The 15,632-nt window shown below is 67.9% G+C and carries 16 protein-coding genes; 10 read left to right on the forward strand and 6 right to left on the reverse strand.

Annotated elements, in window-relative coordinates; translation table 11 throughout:
* The first annotated feature begins 6 nt into the window (after positions 1 to 6).
* The 8 genes from prmA to AZSP09_RS20595 all read left to right on the forward strand — a co-directional run bounded on the left by prmA (position 7) and on the right by AZSP09_RS20595 (position 6,889).
* Positions 7 to 894, forward strand: a complete 888-nt coding sequence (prmA, locus tag AZSP09_RS10030; RefSeq protein ID WP_014235505.1) for a 50S ribosomal protein L11 methyltransferase — start codon at positions 7 to 9, stop codon at positions 892 to 894.
* On the forward strand, positions 891 to 1,892 hold the full coding sequence (locus tag AZSP09_RS10035) for a DUF3426 domain-containing protein (RefSeq protein WP_152090876.1): 1,002 nt from the start codon (positions 891 to 893) through the stop codon (positions 1,890 to 1,892). The genes prmA and AZSP09_RS10035 overlap by 4 nt, the downstream gene beginning before the upstream one ends.
* Before the next feature lie 96 nt (positions 1,893 to 1,988).
* Positions 1,989 to 2,375, forward strand: a complete 387-nt coding sequence (locus tag AZSP09_RS10040; RefSeq protein WP_014235507.1) for a diacylglycerol kinase — start codon at positions 1,989 to 1,991, stop codon at positions 2,373 to 2,375.
* Positions 2,376 to 2,457: 82 nt separating this feature from the next.
* The gene (locus tag AZSP09_RS10045; protein ID WP_232058780.1) at positions 2,458 to 3,693 is read left to right on the forward strand and encodes a glycosyltransferase family 4 protein; all 1,236 of its coding nucleotides are present in this window, start codon (positions 2,458 to 2,460) and stop codon (positions 3,691 to 3,693) included.
* Between the two features lie 65 nt (positions 3,694 to 3,758).
* On the forward strand, positions 3,759 to 4,694 hold the full coding sequence (locus AZSP09_RS10050; protein ID WP_014235509.1) for a carbohydrate kinase family protein: 936 nt from the start codon (positions 3,759 to 3,761) through the stop codon (positions 4,692 to 4,694).
* A gap of 22 nt (positions 4,695 to 4,716) precedes the next feature.
* Positions 4,717 to 5,184 carry a glycine zipper 2TM domain-containing protein gene (locus tag AZSP09_RS10055; protein ID WP_014235510.1) on the forward strand — a complete coding sequence of 156 codons (468 nt, stop codon included), beginning with the start codon at positions 4,717 to 4,719 and terminating at the stop codon, positions 5,182 to 5,184.
* Positions 5,185 to 5,306: 122 nt separating this feature from the next.
* A complete protein-coding gene (locus tag AZSP09_RS10060) occupies positions 5,307 to 6,065 on the forward strand; it encodes a GNAT family N-acetyltransferase (protein ID WP_014235511.1) in 759 nt (252 codons plus the stop codon).
* Positions 6,062 to 6,889 (forward strand): lysophospholipid acyltransferase family protein, encoded by an 828-nt coding sequence (locus AZSP09_RS20595; protein WP_152089937.1) that lies wholly within the window; start codon positions 6,062 to 6,064, stop codon positions 6,887 to 6,889. Before AZSP09_RS10060 ends, AZSP09_RS20595 begins: the two co-directional genes overlap by 4 nt.
* Positions 6,890 to 7,007: 118 nt before the next feature.
* On the opposite strand, the gene AZSP09_RS10070 is transcribed toward AZSP09_RS20595, so the two are convergent.
* From AZSP09_RS10070 to AZSP09_RS10085, 4 genes are all read right to left on the reverse strand, one after another.
* On the reverse strand, positions 7,008 to 7,838 hold the full coding sequence (locus AZSP09_RS10070) for a symmetrical bis(5'-nucleosyl)-tetraphosphatase (RefSeq protein ID WP_152089938.1): 831 nt from the start codon (positions 7,836 to 7,838) through the stop codon (positions 7,008 to 7,010).
* A 1-nt stretch (position 7,839) separates the two neighbouring features.
* Positions 7,840 to 9,702 carry a nucleoside-diphosphate sugar epimerase/dehydratase gene (locus AZSP09_RS10075; RefSeq protein ID WP_152089939.1) on the reverse strand — a complete coding sequence of 621 codons (1,863 nt, stop codon included), beginning with the start codon at positions 9,700 to 9,702 and terminating at the stop codon, positions 7,840 to 7,842.
* A 121-nt stretch (positions 9,703 to 9,823) separates the two neighbouring features.
* Positions 9,824 to 10,822, reverse strand: a complete 999-nt coding sequence (locus AZSP09_RS10080; protein ID WP_269473832.1) for an NAD-dependent epimerase — start codon at positions 10,820 to 10,822, stop codon at positions 9,824 to 9,826.
* 25 nt (positions 10,823 to 10,847) lie between these two features.
* Positions 10,848 to 11,627, reverse strand: coding sequence for a glycosyltransferase family 2 protein (locus tag AZSP09_RS10085; protein ID WP_152089940.1), 780 nt, complete (start codon positions 11,625 to 11,627; stop codon positions 10,848 to 10,850).
* A gap of 97 nt (positions 11,628 to 11,724) precedes the next feature.
* Here AZSP09_RS10085 and waaC point away from each other — a divergent pair, with 97 nt between their 5' ends.
* Both waaC and waaA read left to right on the forward strand, forming a co-directional pair.
* Positions 11,725 to 12,681, forward strand: a complete 957-nt coding sequence (gene waaC, locus AZSP09_RS10090; protein WP_269473814.1) for a lipopolysaccharide heptosyltransferase I — start codon at positions 11,725 to 11,727, stop codon at positions 12,679 to 12,681.
* Between the two features lie 6 nt (positions 12,682 to 12,687).
* Positions 12,688 to 13,971 carry a lipid IV(A) 3-deoxy-D-manno-octulosonic acid transferase gene (gene waaA / locus AZSP09_RS10095; protein ID WP_152089942.1) on the forward strand — a complete coding sequence of 428 codons (1,284 nt, stop codon included), beginning with the start codon at positions 12,688 to 12,690 and terminating at the stop codon, positions 13,969 to 13,971.
* Here waaA and AZSP09_RS10100 read toward each other — a convergent pair.
* Together AZSP09_RS10100 and AZSP09_RS10105 are read right to left on the reverse strand one after the other, a co-directional pair.
* Positions 13,949 to 15,292: a TolC family outer membrane protein gene (locus AZSP09_RS10100; protein WP_014235520.1), complete on the reverse strand. Its 1,344-nt coding sequence runs from the start codon at positions 15,290 to 15,292 to the stop codon at positions 13,949 to 13,951. The genes waaA and AZSP09_RS10100 overlap by 23 nt on opposite strands.
* 9 nt (positions 15,293 to 15,301) lie before the next feature.
* Positions 15,302 to 15,625: a rhodanese-like domain-containing protein gene (locus AZSP09_RS10105; RefSeq protein ID WP_152089943.1), complete on the reverse strand. Its 324-nt coding sequence runs from the start codon at positions 15,623 to 15,625 to the stop codon at positions 15,302 to 15,304.
* Positions 15,626 to 15,632: the final 7 nt, after the last annotated feature.

The following is a 15,632-nucleotide window of genomic DNA, read 5'->3' on the forward strand; positions in this document are numbered from 1 at the left end:
GCGCCGATGGCCTGGCTCCAGCTCCGCTGCGACACCGACGCTGCCAGCGCCGAAGCCCTCACCGACGCCCTGATGGAGGCGGGGGCCCTCTCCGCCGGCATCGAGGATGCGGATGCGGGCACGCCGGAAGAGACGCCCCAGTTCGGCGAACCGGGCATGGACATCGCGGCGGCCTGGGACCATTCCCGCATCGCCGCCCTGTTCGAGGCCGATGCGGACGCGGGGGCGGTGCTTGCCGCCTGCTGCGCCGGGCTGGGTCTGCCGACGCCCCCCTTCACCCTGGAAACGGTGGAAGAGCAGAACTGGGTGCAGCTGACCCAGTCCCAGTTCGACCCCATCCGCGTCTCCGACAAGCTGTGGATCGTGCCCTCCTGGCACGAGACCCCGGCCCCGGACGCCATCAACCTGATCCTGGACCCGGGCATGGCCTTCGGCACCGGCTCCCACCCCACCACCCGGCTCTGTCTGGAATGGCTGGAGCGCTACGTCACCGCCGATTGCAGCCTGCTCGACTACGGCTGCGGCTCCGGCATCCTGGCCATCGCCGCCGCCCGTCTCGGCGCCAACCCGGTGACCGGGGTGGACATCGATCCCCAGGCGGTGGATGCGGCCAAGGCCAATGCCGAGCGTAACGGGGTCAGCGCCCACTTCGCCGATTCCCGCGAGCCCATCGACGGCCAGTTCGACATCCTCATCGCCAACATCCTGGCCAACCCGCTCAAGGCCCTGGCCCCGGCCCTGGCCGCCCACGTCCGCCCCGGCGGCTGGCTGGCCCTGTCCGGCATCCTGGTGGAACAGGAAGAGGAACTGATGGCCATCTACAGCCCCTGGTTCGCCATGGCCGTGGCCGACCGCCGGGAAGGCTGGGTCTGCCTGGAAGGCCGCCGCATATGATCCTCACCCGCTGCCCCCAACCTGAGTGCCAGACGACCTTCCGGGTCACGCCGGAACAGCTCAAGGCCCGGGGCGGCAAGGTCCGCTGCGGCCAGTGCCAGCACGTCTTCAATGCCCTGGAGCACCTGCTGGACGAAGGCGGCGAGGAAGCCGCCTCCCTGCGCCCCGCCGCGCCGCCGGCCGGACCGGCGGAGACGGGCGAGGTGGAACTCGCCACCGCAGCCACCGCAACGAGTACTGCGCCAGCGGGCGCAGTGGAAGCCGATCTCCAGGCGGCCGTACCGGAGAACGGCGACACTCCTGACTCCCAGCCAGACACACTCGAAGACGACCGCCAGGAGCCGATCCTGGACGCCTCCGCCATCGAGGAGCCGAACGACGCGCCGGTGCTGGCCGACGCCGGCGCCGCGCCGGCCGATCTGGCCCATGACCCGGAAGACCCGATCCTGCCCCGGGAAACCACCGCCATTCCCGGCTACAGCAAATGGGCCGAGCGTCCCCTGGCCGGTGGCGGCGCCCTCATGGCCGAACCGGCGCGCAAGCCCCGCTGGCCCTTCCTGCTGGCCATCCTGATCCTCTTCTCCGTCCTCCTCGGCCAGATGGCCCACCGCTTCCGCAGCGACCTGGCCATCGCCCTGCCCTCCCTGCAGCCCCTCATGCTCGCCGCCGGCTGGGACATTCCCCTGCCGCGCAAGGCCGAGCTGGTGAGCATCGAAGCCTCCGACCTGCAGGCCGACGCCGCCAAGGGCCAGCTCATCCTGATGGCCACCCTGAAGAACCGGGCGCCCTACGTGCAGGACCTGCCGGCCCTGGAACTGGCCCTCACCGACACCCAGGATGCGGTGGTTTCCCGCCGCGTCCTGCACCCCGCCGACTATCTCACCGGCACCGCCGCCCCCGCCGGCTTCCAGGCCAACGGCGAAATCCCCGTCAAGCTGTGGATCGAGGCCAAGGATCTGGTGCCCTCGGGCTACCGCCTCTACGTCTTCTACCCGTAATCCCCCGGTAACACGGCCACGGTAGGCTCTGTGGCGTTCGGAATGTTCGGCCCTTCCTGGCGGAAGGGCTTTTTTTCATCCCCGCGCCCCGACCCCATGAGCCACGACTCCCAAAACGAAAGCCCGTTCAAGGGCAAGACCGGCCTCACCCGCCTGTGGAACGCCCTGCACTACTCCATCGACGGCCTGCGTGCCGCCTACCGCCATGAGGATGCCTTCCGCCAGGAGGTGTGGCTGGCCGTGCTGCTCATTCCCGTGGCGGTGCTGCTTCCCGGCAGCGGCATCGGCAAGGCCCTGATGATCGGCAGCGTGCTGCTGGTGCTGGTGGTGGAACTGCTCAACTCGGCGGTGGAAGCCACGGTGGACCGCATCTCCCTGGAAAACCACCGCCTCGCCAAGCGGGCCAAGGACATCGGCAGCGCCGCCGTGCTCATTTCCCTGGCCAACGTGGCCGCCGTGTGGAGCCTCGTGCTGCTGGACTAGGCATGGCCGCCTGCCGCCAACGTCAGCGAAACTTCATCGAACGGTCACACAAAAGTCACCATTGGTCGCCAGCATGGGCTCCATGCACGAAGACGACCTGCCCCCGCTCTGCGTCCACGACTACGCGCCCAGCCAGCCCCAGCTGCGCATCGCCGTGGTGACGGAAACCTACCCGCCGGAAGTCAATGGCGTGGCCATGACCCTGAGCCGCATGGTGGACGGACTGATCCGCCGCGGCCACCGCATCCAGCTGGTGCGGCCCCGCCAGCACGCCCAGGAGCGCCCGGCCAGCGGCCACGCCCTGGAGGAGGTGCTGGCCGCCGGCGTGCCCATCCCCAGCTATGCCGGCCTCAAGCTGGGCCTGCCCGCCAAGCGCGCCCTCACCCGCCTGTGGTCCCTGCAGCGGCCAGATGTGGTGCATGTGGTGACCGAAGGCCCCCTGGGCAGTTCGGCCATCGCCGCCGCGCGCAAGCTGCGCCTGCCCGTCACCTCCGACTTCCACACCAACTTCCACGCCTACAGCCACCACTACGGCATGGGCTGGCTGAAGCGCCCCATCGCCGCCTACCTGCGCCGCTTCCACAACAAGACCGACGCCACCTTTGTCCCCACCGGGCAGCTGGCCCGGGAGCTGGGCGACAACGGCTACGACAACCTGCAGGTGGTGGCCCGGGGCGTGGATACCGCCCTGTTCCACCCGGAGCGCCGCTCCGCCGAACTGCGCCGCTCCTGGGGCGCCACCGACAACAGCCTGGTGGTGCTGTCCGTGGGCCGCATGGCGCCGGAGAAAAACCTCAATCTGGTGCTGGAGGCCTTCGCCGCCATCCAGGCCCGCCAGCCGGAGGCGCGCCTGGTCTTCGTCGGCGACGGCCCGGTGCGGGCGGGGCTGCAGGCCCGCCATCCGCAGCACGTCTTCGCCGGCATGCGCAGCGGGTCCGACCTGGCCAGCCACTACGCCTCCGGCGACCTGTTCCTCTTCCCCAGCCTCACCGAGACCTTCGGCAACGTCACCCAGGAGGCCCTGGCCTCCGGCCTGCCGGTGGTGGCCTACGACTACGCGGCGGCCTCGGAACTGATCGTGCCCGGCCGCAACGGCCTGCTGGCCCCGGCCGGCGACGCGACCGCCTTCGTCACCGCCGCCCGGGAGGCGGCCGAACCCAATACCCTCCGGGTGCTGCGTAACCACGCCCGCATGAGCGTGGTGGGCAACGACTGGGAGCACATCCACGACGCCTTCGCCGCCGCCCTCGGCCAGGCCGTGCGCAGCCACGAGCGCCGCTACCAGGCCGCCACCGCCATCGTCATGGCGCCGGACTAGGGCCGGGCCGCCGGGCGGCGGCCCGGGTATAATTGCGGGCTTAATCCATTTTCCCGACGATTCCCATGCGCGCACTCATCTGCGGTTCCATCGCCTACGACAACATCATGGTCTTTCCGGACCGCTTCAAGAACCACATCCTGCCGGAACAGATCCATATCCTGAACGTGGCCTTCCTGGTGCCCGAACTGCGCCGCGAATTCGGCGGCTGCGCCGGCAACATCGCCTACAGCCTCAAGCTGCTGGGCGGCGAGCCGGTCATCATGGCCACCGTCGGCGAAGATGCCGCCCCCTACCTGAAGCGCCTCGACGACCTGGGCCTGTCCCGGGAGCACGTGCGCCCCGTGGCCAACAGCTACACCGCCCAGGCCTTCATCACCACCGACCTGGACGACAACCAGATCACCGCCTTCCACCCCGGTGCCATGACCTTCTCCCACCTCAACAGCGTGGGCGAAGCCAAGGACATCGGCCTGGGCATCGTCGCCCCGGACGGCCGCGACGGCATGATCGGCCATGCCAAGCAGTTCGCCGAAGCCGGCATCCCCTTCATCTTCGATCCGGGCCAGGGCATGCCCATGTTCTCCGGCCACGAACTGCTGGATTTCCTGGCCCAGGCCGAATACGCCACCTTCAACGACTACGAGGCCAAGCTGCTCACCGACCGCACCGGCAAGTCCTTGGAAGAGCTGGCCAAGCTGGTCAAGGCCCTGGTAGTGACCCGGGGCGGCGAAGGCTCCCATATCTACGTCGGCGGTCAACGCCTGGATATTCCCTGCGTTAAGGCAGAAGAGGTGGTCGATCCCACGGGCTGCGGCGACGCCTACCGCGCCGGTCTGCTCTACGGTATCGCCAACGGCATGGACTGGGACCAGATCGGCCGCCTCGCCGCCCTCGTCGGCGCCATCAAGATCGCCCGTTCCGGCCCCCAGAACCACACCTTCACCCGTGAAGAAATCGGCGAGCAATACCACCAGGCCTTCGGCAGCCGCCTGTGGTAAGCCCCGCCGGCAAGGAGAAAGCATGACCCGTATCCCCTCCCTCGCCATCGCCGGCCTGGCCGGCCTGCTGCTGCTCGGCAGCCTGGCCGGCTGTGCCAACAGCCAGTCCGGCAGTTCCTACGGCCGCAGCAGCACCCGTCAGGAAATGACCGTGCGCCAGGGCGTCGTCGAATCCGTGCGCAAGGTCACCATCGAAGGCGGCAACACCCCGGTGGGCACCGTCGCCGGTGCCGCCATCGGCGGCATGGCCGGCAGCAACGTCGGTAGCGGCCGCGGCAGCACCGTCGGCGCCATCCTCGGCGCCGTCGCCGGCGGCATGGCCGGCAGCGCCCTGGAAGAGAAGATCAGCAAGAAGGACGGCGTCGAAATCACCGTCAAGCTGGACAACGGCAACCTGGTGGCCATCGTCCAGGAAGCCGACGAGGAATTCCACCCGGGCGAACGGGTCCGCATCCTCTCCGGCAACGGCAGCAGCCGCGTCAGCCACTGAGTCCGACCCCGTGCCGGCGCCATGCCGGCACGGCCCCGCTTCATCCAAACTTCACCACGGCGCAACCTCGGCGTAACAGACGCTCTCTAGATTCTGTCCTCATGACTCAAGGAGGACAGACCATGCAGAACGAACAGACGTCGCTGGAACAAAGCCGCCGCATCTACGCCCGCAACCTTTCCGTCGGCCTGGCCGAGAGCGAACGGGAAATCCTCGAAGCCCAAAAACTGCGTTACCGCGTCTTCGGCCAGGAGATGGGCGCCAAGCTGCCCAGCCGGGTGCCGGGCGTGGATCAGGACATCTACGACCCCTATTGCGACCACCTGGTGTGCCGCAACGAGGACAGCGGCGAGATCATCGGCACCTACCGCATCCTGTCGCCGGAAAAGGCCCGCAAGATCGGCGGCTACTACACCGAAAACGAATTCGACCTGACCCGCCTGCAGCACCTGCGCCCGCGCCTGGTGGAAGTGGGCCGCTCCTGCGTCCATCCGGATTACCGCACCGGCGCCACCATCACCCTGCTGTGGTCCGGCCTGGCCCGCTACATGCTGGAAAACGGCCACGAGTACCTGGTGGGCTGCGCCTCCATCAGCATGGCCGACGGCGGCCACGCCGCGGCGGCTCTGTATAATCAGCTGCAGGACCACCTGAGCCCCCTGGAGTACCGCGTCTTCCCCCGCTGCCCCCTGCCCCTGGAGGCCCTGCGCAACGAGGTGAAGGCCGAGACCCCGCCCCTGATCAAGGGCTACCTGCGGGCCGGCGCCTGGATCTGCGGCGAACCAGCCTGGGACCCGGACTTCAACACCGCCGACCTGCCGGTGCTGCTGCCCATGTCCAAGGTGGACGCCCGCTACGCCAAACACTTTCTGGGACGTTGAAACTGGATACATCGCCACCCCGCTGCGGGGCTGAAGCCCATCCCCTGCCCCGCCCCATCCGCTGGTTCCGCCTGTCCCGCCTGATGCTGCACCTGGTGCACGGCATCCTGGTGGTGGCCCTGTGGTATCCCCTGATCGGCACGGAACGGCGCCTGCGCCTGAAGCAGGCCTGGTCGGAGAAGCTGCTCAACATCCTCGGCGTGCACCTGCAGGCCCAGCTACAGGGTCTGCCCCCGGGCAGCCTGCTGGTGGCCAATCATGTCTCCTGGCTGGACGTCTATCTGATCAACGCCGCCCAGCCGGCCGCCTTCGTCTCCAAGGCCGAAGTGCGGCAGTGGCCCGTCATCGGCTGGCTCTCAGCGCGCACCGATACCATTTTCCTGCGCCGCGGCAGCCGCGGCCATGCCCGGATCATCAACGAGGAAATCGGCGCCATCCTGGGCCGGGGCCACATGGTGGCCCTCTTCCCGGAAGGCACCACCACCGACGGCGGCAGCCTGCTGCACTTCCACGGCGCCCTGCTGCAACCGGCCATCGCGGCCGAACGCCCCATCGTTCCCCTGGCCCTCTCCTACCATGACCGCAACGGCCGGCGCAGCACCGCTGCCGCCTACGTGGGGGAGACCAGCCTGTGGCAATGCCTGCAATCCATCCTGGCGGCTGGCTGGCTGGAAGGCCGGGTGGAGGCATGCCCGCCCCTCACCGTGGAGGCCGCGGGAGGGCGCAAGGAACTGGCCCAGCAGGCCCGCCAGCAGATCGCCACGCGCCTCATGCTGGGCAGCAACGAGACAGGGGCAGTCGCGCCCCTGCAGCACGCCGCCTAGGCCAGCCCCAACGTCACCGCTGTCTGCTGCCAGCGCCAGGTGTCGCGGCACGAAGGACATAGATCGTCGAGATATCGAAATAAGCGTGCCACTTACTCAGGCAACGGCGCCTTAGTACTCATTCCTGGAACAGGGGCACAGCCTCGTCGGCGGCGCAGTCCACCTGGAACAGGGCCCGGTCCTCCAGACGCAGGGCGGACAGCTTGCCGCCCCACAGGCAGCCGGAGTCCAGGGCCAGCAGATTGGGCTCCAGGCGCAGCCCCAGGGCCGACCAGTGGCCGGTCACCAGGACCGTCGCGGCGCTACGCCGGCCCGGCACCTCGAACCAGGGCAGATAGCCGGCCGGCGCCTGGCTCAGTTCGCCCTTGGCCTTGAAGTCCATTTCCCCGGCCGGGGAGCAGAAGCGCATGCGGGTCATGGCATTGACGATCACCCGCAAGCGGGGCCAACCGGTCAGGCTGGAGTCCCAGGCTCCCGGTTCGCTGCCCCACATGTTCGCCAGGAACTCCCGGTAATTCTCCGCCTGCAGGGCCTGCTCCACCTCGCCCGCCAGGGCCCGGGCCTCGGCCACGGACCACGCCGGCAGGAGCCCCGCATGCACCATGGCGTAGTCGCCCTGCACATGCATCAGGCGCTGGTACCGCAGCCAGTGGAGCAGTTCGTCCCGATCCGGGGCGGCAAGGATGTCATCGATGGTGTCGCTGCGATGGCGCTTGCCGAAACCCTCCGCGGCCATGAGCAGGGAGAGGTCGTGATTGCCCAGCACCGTGACGGCCCGGTCGCCCAGGCCTTTGACGAAGCGCAGGGTCTCGAGGGAGCGGGGCCCCCGGTTCACCAGGTCTCCCACCAGCCACAGGCGGTCGAATTCGGGGGAAAAGCTGCACTTCTCCAGGAGCGCCTGCAAGGAGGCGAAGCAGCCCTGGATGTCGCCGACGGCGTAGGTGGCCATGTTACTGGGGCCGGTATTCCGGCACGAAACGGGCAAGCCCGGCCTTGATCCCGGCCACGTCCGCCGGCGGGGTTTCCAGCCAGCGGGCCAGGTCGCCGATCCACGCCTCTTCCGGCGCGCTTTCGGCCTTGGCCACCCGCAGCTTGGCGTGGGGGGTGGGCAGGGTCATTTCATTGTCGGCAAGCAGTTCCTCATAGAGTTTCTCGCCGGGACGCAGCCCGGTGAACTCGATGGGAATTTCCTCCTCCGTGAAACCGGACAGCCGGATCAGGTCCCGGGCCAGATCGACGATCTTCACCGGCTCCCCCATGTCCAGCACGAAAATCTCGCCGCCGTTGCCCATCAGACCGGCCTGCAACACCAGCTGGGCTGCCTCCGGGATGAGCATGAAATAGCGGATGATGTCCGGATGGGTCACAGTGACGGGGCCGCCCCGGGCAATCTGTTCGCGGAAGGTGGGAATGACCGAGCCGTTGCTGCCCAGGACGTTGCCGAAGCGCACCACGATGAACTGGGTACCGCCGCCGGCCTGCTCCAGGGACTGCACCACCCGCTCCGCCATGCGCTTGGTGGTGCCCATGACGTTGGTGGGATTGACCGCCTTGTCGGTGGAAATCAGGACCATCTTCTCCACCCCCGCCTGGCGCGCCGCCATGGCCACCCGCCAGGTGCCGAGGACGTTGTTGCGCACCGCCTCCCAGGCATTGGCGCTCTCCATCAGGGGCACGTGCTTGTAGGCGGCGGCATGGAACACCAGAGCCGGCCGGTAGGCGGCGAAGACCTGCTGCAGCCGCGCTTCGTCCTTGACGTCGCCAACGACGCAGACCACATCGAGGCCAGGGAAAGTACGACGGAATTCCTGCTCGATCTGGTACAGGGCGAATTCGGACACTTCGAACAACACCAGCTGGCGCGGCGCAAAACGGGCAATCTGCCGGGCCAGTTCGGAACCGATGGAGCCGCCCGCCCCCGTCACCAGGATCGTGCGCTCGGCGATGAGGCGACTGAGGCCGGCATCGTCCAGCTGCACCGGCTCCCGCCCCAGGATATCCTCCAGTTCCACCTGGCGGATCTGGGACAGGGACACCCGGCCCGACAGCAGGTCGTCGAGGGCCGGCACGGTCAGCACCTTGAGCCCGGCCTGCACGGCCTGCTCCATGGCCCCGCGGCGCACGGCGGCGCTGACGCTGGGCATGGCAACGATGACGTGGCCAACTTCCAACTCCTTGGCCCAATGCACCATGCTGGCGATATCACCCCGGATTTTCACCCCATGCACTTCCCGCCCATGCTTGGCCGGATCGTTGTCCAGCAGGCCAGCCACCCGCCATTGGTGGGACCGTTGCAACTCACGAATCAGACGTTCTCCAGCTTCCTCGGCTCCAAGAATCAGCACCGACTCACCAGACAGGGCGAGGTGGCCGTAGAGACAGCGGTCCTTCCAGGCACGGTAGAGGAAACGGCCACCCCCCATCGCCAGAATCAACAGGATCGGATGCAGCACCAGAACTGAACGGGGCACCCCCGGCATGCCGGTCATGAACACCGCCACCGCCGTGATCAGCCCCCCCAAACTGACAGACACGATGATCCGACGCAAGTCCATGAGACTGGCGTAACGCCAGATACCTCGGTACAGGCCACTGAGCCAAAACAAGGGGACATAGACCGGCACGAGAAGGAGCAGGGAAAACAGACCTATCCACAGGTAATCGTCCGGCAGGGAGAGGTTGAAACGCAGCCAGTATGCAGCCAGCCAACAGACGACCAGGACGGCCAAATCATAGGCGAAAGCAACAAAACGTCGGAGAATGAGGCCCAGAAGGGCCTTCTGGGCGGAATCGCCCTGGTGGGAGTCAGGCATCGGATCATTGTCTTGAGATATGCCGCCATTTTACTGCACCGCGACGCTCTGCACAGCGTCGGGACGACGGAAGGGGCTACGGCCCTGGCCCAGACGGGAACGGGCCGACACCGGGACCGACTTACCGGTAGTAATCCCGGTACCAGCGGACAAACTGGCCAACCCCGTCCTGCACCGAGGTCTTGGGGGCGAAGCCGACGGCCTGGCCCAGCAGGGCCGTATCGGCCCAGGTTGCCGGCACATCACCATCCTGCAGCGGCAGGAGGCGCTTGTTGGCGACCTGACCCAAGGCACCTTCCAGGGCCTCGATGAAGGCCAGGAGATCCACCGGCTGGTCGTTGCCGATATTGAACAAGCAGTAGGGCACATTGCTGCAGGCCGAATCGGGCGCAAGCCCGTCGAAGGACTCGCTGGCCCGGGCCGGTTGGTCGAGGACGCGCACCACCCCTTCGACGATATCGTCGATATAGGTGAAATCCCGCTGCATCTTGCCGTGGTTGAAAACGTCGATGGGTCTCCCCTCGAGAATGGCCCGGGTGAACAGGAACAGGGCCATGTCGGGGCGCCCCCAGGGGCCGTAGACGGTGAAGAAGCGCAGCCCGGTGGTGGGCAGACCGAACAGGTGGCTGTAGGTGTGGGCCATCAGTTCGTTGGACTTCTTGGTGGCGGCATAAAGGCTCACCGGGTGATCCACGGCATCGTGCTCGGAGAAGGGCATCTTCCTGTTGCCGCCATAGACGCTGGAACTGCTGGCATAGACCAGATGCTCCACCTGGGCGTGCCGACATCCCTCCAGGACGTTCACGAAACCCACCAGGTTGGACTGTGCGTAGGCGTGGGGATTGGCCAGGGAATAGCGCACACCGGCCTGGGCGGCCAGATACACCACCCGCTGGAAGCCCTCGGCGGCAAAAAGCTCCTGCATGCCCTGGCTGTCGGCGATGTCGAGGCGGACGAAGCGGAAATTCGGATAGGCGGCCAGGCGTGCCAGGCGTGCTTCCTTGAGGGATACCTCGTAGTAGTCGTTCAGGCTGTCCACGCCCACCACTTCGTCGCCCCGCTCGATGAGGCGCTGGGCGGTGTGCATGCCGATGAAGCCGGCGGCGCCGGTAACCAGGATTTACATGGGAATTCCAGAAGAAAGCTCAGCGCCCGGAGCGCCGCTGCAGGTCGATCATTTTCGCATACTTGGCAAAGCTGTTCGTGCAGCCGATCAGGGTATGCACCAGGCCCGGCAGGCCGTCCAGGAAGCCCCGCCGCACCAGGTAGAACTTGATGAAGCGGAACAGGGGCGACAGCAGCAGACGGCCGCTGCCGGCCCGCTTGCCGGCGCGATGGGCGGCCTCGGCCGCCAGGGTTGTGTAGCGGTTCTGTTTGGCCAGGTAGCTATCCAGGGTTTCGGCCGAGTCGTGCAGCAGATCCCCCGCCAGATCGCCCACGCTTTCCCCGGTCAGCACGTGCTCGTGCACCGCGTCGTCGGACCAGCGGGCATGGCCGCGGTGGAAGAGGCGCAGGTTCCAGTCCGGATAGCCCTCGCCGTGGCGCAGGTAGCGCCCCATGAAACGGTTGCAGCGGGCAACCCGATAGGCGTGATGCCGGGGCCCCTGCAGGGCGGCGCCAATGGCTGCCGCCAGGGCCGGCGTCACCTGTTCGTCGGCATCGATGCAAAAAACCCAGTCGTGGCGCGCCTGGCTGACGGCAAACTGCTTCTGGCGACCGAAGCCCAGCCACTCTTGATGGATAACCCGGGCGCCGTAGTGCTCGGCCAGGGCCACGGTGCCGTCGCTGCTGCCCGAATCCACCACGACGATTTCGTCGGCGAACGCCAGGCTCTGCAGACAGGACGGGAGCGAATGGGCGGCATTCAGGGTGATCAGCACCGCACTGAGGGGCGCCGTCGCGGCGGGAGGAGGGGCAGAAGACATGCGCAAGCTATAATGGAGGCCAGCAGGGATTCTAAATCCCCCCGGCCCCGGCCCCAAGTCAAAAACCACCACCGCCGCCCCGATGCCCCAAATTCTTATGGTAAAGACCTCCTCCATGGGGGATCTGGTCCACAACTGCCCGGCCGTCACCGACATCCTGGCCCGCTTCCCCGAGGCCCGCATCGACTGGGTGGCCGAAGAAGCCTACGTTCCCATTCCCTCCCTGCACCCCGGCGTGCGCCGCGTCATTCCCATCGCCTGGCGCCGCTGGCGCAAGCAGTTGGGCCAGCGCCACGCCTGGCAGGAAATGGGGGAATTCCGCCGTGCCCTGCAGGCCCAGGCCTACGATTTCGTCCTCGACAGCCAGGGTCTGCTGAAGAGCGCCGCGGTGGACAAGCTGGCCCGGCTCGCTCCCGGCGGACGCATCGTCGGCGGCGACGCCCGCAGCATCAAGGAGCCTTTCGCCGCCCGCTTCTACGACCTGTGCCTGCCCATCAAATGGTCGCGCCATGTGGTGGACCGCTGCCGCGCCGTGGCTGCCGGCGCCCTTGGCTATGACCTGGATACGCCGCCGCGCTATGGCATCCAGGCCGAGCCCCTGGTGGCCGACTGGCTGCCCCGCCAGCCTTACGCCGTGCTGATGCACGCCGCCAGCCGCCCGCCCAAGCTGTGGGCCGAGGAGCACTGGGTCGCCCTGGGCCAGCGCCTGGCCCGGGAAGGCATCGTCGCCGCCCTGCCCTGGGGCAGTGCGGAAGAGCGCCAGCGCAGCGAGCGCCTCGCGTCCCGGCTGCCCGGTTCCTTCATCCCGCCCCTGATGGACCTGGGCACGGCCGGCCGCTTCCTGGCCGGGGCCCGGGTGGTGGTGGGCCTGGACACGGGCTTCACCCACTTCGCCGCCGCCCTGGGACGCCCCACGGTCGGCATCTTCTGCGATTCGGACAGCGTGCAAGCGGCCGTCTTCGGCGACGCCTTCTGCGAAAGCTACGGCCAGAAGGGTGCGCCACCCAGTCTCGCCACCATCCTCGATGCCGTCGAGCGGGCCCTGGCCGGCTGACGCGCCATGGTTTCCCGCCTCCTGTACACCCTGCTGCTGCGCCTGGCCACGCCCCTGGTGCTGTTGCGCCTGCTGCGACGCAGCCGGCAGCAGCCGGAGTATCGCCGCCACTGGGGTGAACGCTTCGGCCTTAGCGGCGCGGCCATCCCGGGGCCGGTGATCTGGGTCCATGCCGTCTCCGTCGGCGAGACCCGGGCCGCCCAGCCCCTGCTGGCCGAACTACTGGCCCAGTATCCGCAGCACTCGATCCTGCTCACCGGCATGACGCCCACGGGCCGCGACACCGCCACCCAGGTGTTCGCCGCCCTGGGCCAGGACCACGCCCCGCGCCTCCATTACCGCTACCTGCCCTACGACTATCCCGGCGCCGTCAGCCGCTTCCTGGAGCGCTACCGCCCCAGCCTGGGCCTGCTCATGGAAACCGAGCTGTGGCCCAACCTGCTGCACCAGGCCCGGCACCATGGCGTCCCCATGCTGCTGGTCAATGCCCGCCTCTCGGCCCGTTCGGCCCGCGGCTACAGCCGCTGGCCCGGCCTGTTCGCCCCGGCCCTGGCCGGTCTCGACGGCATCGCTGCCCAGACCCCGGACGATGCAGCCCGCTTGCAAGGCCTCGGCGCCAAGCAGGTCAGCGTCTGCGGCAATCTCAAGTTCGACGTGCAGATCGCCCCGGCATTGCGGCAACAGGGACAGGACTGGCGCCGCCAGCTGGCCGGCCGCACCGTCTGGCTGGCAGCCAGCACCCGGGAGGGCGAGGAGGCCTTGATCCTGGACGCCTGCGCGGCCATGGACATTCCCGACCTGCTGCTCCTGCTGGTGCCGCGCCACCCCCAGCGCTTCAACCAGGTCGAGGAGCTGGTCCGGGCCAGAGGACTCGGTCTGGTGAGGCGCAGCCAGGGCCTGCCGACACCGGAGACCCGGGTCTGGCTGGGGGACAGCATGGGGGAAATGGCGGCCTACTTCAGTTGTGCCGATCTGGCCGTGATGGGGGGCAGCCTGCTGCCCTTCGGCGGCCAGAACCTGATCGAAGGGGCGGCCTGCGGCTGCCCCCTGCTGCTCGGGCCCCACACCTTCAACTTCGCCCAGGCGGCGGAGGATGCCGTCGCCGCCGGTGCCGCCCTGCGTCTCGAGGCCGGCCAATCCCTGGCCAGCACGGCCCAGGCCCTGCTGCGGGACAAAGAAAAACGCCGCATCATGTCCGATGCGGCGTCAGCCTTCGCGGCGGCCCATGGCGGGGCCACCGCCAGGACCATGGACCTGATCCGTTCCCTTATCGCGCCAGCAGGCCGTTAACCCGCTGCAGGTCCTCGTCGGTGAGGCTGCCGACCACGCCCTTGAGGCGCAGCTGGTTCACCAGGGTATCGAAACGGGCCTTGGCCAGGTCGCGCTGGGTCGAATAGACCTGTTGCTCGGCGTTCAGCACGTCGATGTTGATGCGCACCCCCACCTCGTAACCCAGCTTGTTCGAATCCAGGGCCGACTTGGAGGAGACCAGGGCCGCTTCCAGAGCCCGTACCTGGGCCAGGCCATTGACCACACCCAGATAGTACTGACGTGCCCCCAGGGCCGCCTGACGGCGGGAATACTCCAGGGTCGAACGGGTCGCCTCGCGGCTGGCTTCGGCCTCACGCTGCTTGGAGAGCACGGCGCCGCCCTGGAACAGGGGAATGTTCAACTGCAGGCCGATGGCGGTGGAATCCTGCTCGTAGCCAACCCCCGGGAAGAGGGGGTTGGTCTGCACACCATTGGTCTGCACCGCATTGCTGCGGGTGGCCACCAGGTCCAGGGTGGGGAAATGACCGGCGCGCTGCTTGCTCACTTCCTTGTCCGTGATTTCCAGCTGGGCTTCCTGGATCTGCACCGCCAGGGCGTCCTTCTCGGCGGAAGCCACCCAGTCATTCATGTTGGCGGGCTTGGGCGGCTCCAGGGTGGTGTCGGTACGCAGGGTGGCCAGCTCGCCCGCCTCCCGGCCGATGATGGCCTGCAGGTTGCGGCGCTTGATTTCCAGATCGCTTTCGGCGGCAATTTCCTGGGCGGTGGACAGGTCGTAGCGGGACTGGGCTTCGTGGGTGTCGGTGATGGTGGCGGTGCCCACCTCGAAGCTCTTCTTCGCCAGTTCCAGCTGCTGGGCAATGGCTGACTTCTGGGCCTGCAGGGAGCGCAGGTTCTCCTGGGCGTACAGCACATCGAAATAGGCCTGGGCGACGCGCAGGATCAGGTCCTGGCGGGCCTGGAGGAACTGGGCCTCGGCCTGGGCCACCTGCAGCTTGGCCTGGTCGTACTGCATCCAGTTCTGCCAGCGGAACAGGGGCTGGCTGAGGCTAACGCTGTAGCCGTGGCTGTTGTACTGGCCCGTGGCGACGGCCGCACCCGACACCCGGCGCTGGTACTCCACGTCGTTCCACATGGTGTTCACGGACACACCCAGGGTCGGCAGCAGGCCGGCCCGGCCCTGGGGCAGCTTTTCGCGGCCGGCTTCCAGGGTGTGCTTGGCGGCGGTGAACTGGGCGTCGTTGTCCAGGGCCTCCTTGTAGATCTGCAGCAGGTCGGCCCCCTGGGCCGCGGCGGCGATGAACAGGGAGGACAGCAGCAGGGAAACAGCTTTCAGTTTCATGGACAGCCTTCAGTAGGTCGGCATGGACGGGTCCACCACCTGGGCCCAGGCGTGCATGCCGCCGGACAGGTTGTGGATGGCGCTAAAACCGCGGTTCTCGAGGAACATCGCCACCTGCATGCTGCGTCCGCCATGGTGGCAGATCACCACGATTTCCTCGTCCCGGGGCAACTCGTCTGCCCGCACCGGCACCGTGGCCATGGGCATGGCCACCACGTCCGGCAGGGCACAGATAGCAAGCTCCTCCGGCTGGCGCACGTCCAGCAGGAAGGGTTTGGGCCGGGCCGGATCGGCCAGCCAGTCGGCGAGGGAGGAAACGGAAAGCTGGTTCATCAGGGGC

The organism is Azospira sp. I09 (assembly GCF_009177135.1).
Lineage (GTDB): Bacteria > Pseudomonadota > Gammaproteobacteria > Burkholderiales > Rhodocyclaceae > Azospira > Azospira oryzae.

Coding starts and splice junctions, on each gene's coding strand:
- prmA (WP_014235505.1), top strand. CDS start 7: ATGGCCTGGCTCCAGCTCCGCTGCGACACCGACGCTGCCAGCGCCGAA.
- AZSP09_RS10055 (WP_014235510.1), top strand. CDS start 4,717: ATGACCCGTATCCCCTCCCTCGCCATCGCCGGCCTGGCCGGCCTGCTG.
- AZSP09_RS10035 (WP_152090876.1), top strand. CDS start 891: ATGATCCTCACCCGCTGCCCCCAACCTGAGTGCCAGACGACCTTCCGG.
- AZSP09_RS10050 (WP_014235509.1), top strand. CDS start 3,759: ATGCGCGCACTCATCTGCGGTTCCATCGCCTACGACAACATCATGGTC.
- AZSP09_RS10040 (WP_014235507.1), top strand. CDS start 1,989: ATGAGCCACGACTCCCAAAACGAAAGCCCGTTCAAGGGCAAGACCGGC.
- waaA (WP_152089942.1), top strand. CDS start 12,688: ATGGTTTCCCGCCTCCTGTACACCCTGCTGCTGCGCCTGGCCACGCCC.
- AZSP09_RS10075 (WP_152089939.1), bottom strand. CDS start 9,702: ATGCCTGACTCCCACCAGGGCGATTCCGCCCAGAAGGCCCTTCTGGGC.
- AZSP09_RS10100 (WP_014235520.1), bottom strand. CDS start 15,292: ATGAAACTGAAAGCTGTTTCCCTGCTGCTGTCCTCCCTGTTCATCGCC.
- AZSP09_RS10045 (WP_232058780.1), top strand. CDS start 2,458: ATGCACGAAGACGACCTGCCCCCGCTCTGCGTCCACGACTACGCGCCC.
- AZSP09_RS10060 (WP_014235511.1), top strand. CDS start 5,307: ATGCAGAACGAACAGACGTCGCTGGAACAAAGCCGCCGCATCTACGCC.
- AZSP09_RS10105 (WP_152089943.1), bottom strand. CDS start 15,625: ATGAACCAGCTTTCCGTTTCCTCCCTCGCCGACTGGCTGGCCGATCCG.
- AZSP09_RS10085 (WP_152089940.1), bottom strand. CDS start 11,627: ATGTCTTCTGCCCCTCCTCCCGCCGCGACGGCGCCCCTCAGTGCGGTG.
- AZSP09_RS10070 (WP_152089938.1), bottom strand. CDS start 7,838: ATGGCCACCTACGCCGTCGGCGACATCCAGGGCTGCTTCGCCTCCTTG.
- waaC (WP_269473814.1), top strand. CDS start 11,725: ATGGTAAAGACCTCCTCCATGGGGGATCTGGTCCACAACTGCCCGGCC.